The 1405-nt window shown below is 57.3% G+C and carries 1 protein-coding gene; it reads left to right on the top strand.

Going from position 1 to position 1405, the window contains the following annotated elements; all coding sequences use genetic code 11:
- Positions 1–107 precede the first annotated feature (107 nt).
- The gene (locus ACXAHG_RS23460) at positions 108–1133 is read left to right on the top strand and encodes an IS110 family RNA-guided transposase (RefSeq protein ID WP_475061224.1); all 1026 of its coding nucleotides are present in this window, start codon (positions 108–110) and stop codon (positions 1131–1133) included.
- Positions 1134–1405: the final 272 nt, after the last annotated feature.

Raw genomic sequence — 1405 nt, 5'->3', positions numbered from 1 at the left:
TGAGCTACTCCCCGAAAATCGGACACTGATGGTGTGGATGCCCCACCCCCAACAGCCTGCTTCGTGGCAAGCTGTTGAGGTTGGTCCAATAGGTAGGAGTGGTATCCATGGAGAATGTATCGGTGATCGGGGTGGATTTGGCGAAGTCGGTGTTCCAGTTGCACGGCGCAGCTGCGGACGGCTCGGTTGTGTTTCGCAAGAAACTTTCGCGCGCTCAGTTCCAATTGTTCATGGAGCGCCATCCTCGCTGTCGGGTCGCTATGGAGGCCTGCGCCTCTGCACATCACTGGGGGCGGATAATGGAAGCACTCGGCCACGAAGTCCGATTAATCCCACCAATTTACGTGAAGCCCTTCGTCAAACGACAGAAAAACGACGCCAACGATGCTGAAGCCATCGTCGAAGCATCGTTCCGTCCGACAATGCGCTTCGTTGCCGTAAAGACCGCCGAACAGCAGGCCCGCGCCATGGTGTTCAAAACACGCGATCTGTTAGTCCGGCAGCGCAGTCAGATCGTCAACGCGCTCCGTGGACATCTCATGGAATATGGCGTTATCGCGCCAGCGGGATTGGCCTCCATAAAGTCGCTCATTGCGCGGATCGAAGACCCTGAGGTTGATCTGCCCCCTCTCGTCGTCGAACTGGCCCGCGTCCATCTCGACCACCTTCACGTTTGCAACGAGCGGATCGCTGTAATTGAACGTCGCCTGCGCGACGAGGCACGCGACGATCCCGAAACGGCGCGACTACAAACGGCCCCCGGAATTGGGCCCGTGAGTGCCATGGCTATCAAGGCCTTCGCACCCCCAATGGAGAGTTTCCGACGCGGCCGGGACTTCGCGGCTTGGCTTGGCCTCGTCCCTGTCCAACGATCAACTGGCGGTCGACAGGTGCTTGGTCGAACATCGAAAATGGGACAACGCGATATCAGACGTTTGCTCATCATAGGGGCAATGACACGTATACGCTGGGCCCTGAGAAATGGCGTGCCCAAGGGTTCTTGGCTGGCACGTATGCTTGTGCGCAAGCCGCGCATGCTTGTGGCAATCGCGCTGGCCAACAAGACTGCACGCGCAATCTGGGCAATGATGACGCGTCAGGAGGATTTTGCAGTTCCGACTCCGCGGGCATGATGCCTGCCATGTCGGCATGATGTGAGGAGAACGAAGGACAGTAAGGACCATAAGATCGATGAGATCGAGATCGGGAAAACCAGACTTACGTAGAGAGCCCTTCAGCTCGCGACACTGATTTGGACCCGATCTTCGCATTACCATACCGGCCGCGGCTCATGTGAAAGGCCGCTTAAACAGGCCTGACACATGACCGTACTCGATCACAGGTCTGAGCAGTTCAAAAGCCCCTTGCATCCGGGGCATCCACACATGACGTAAGCTACGATTTG

It is taken from the genome of Leisingera sp. ABD4_442, from assembly GCF_056160905.1.
The sequence above is the reverse complement of the archived record's forward strand: the minus strand, read 5'-3'. Positions and strand labels throughout refer to the sequence as shown.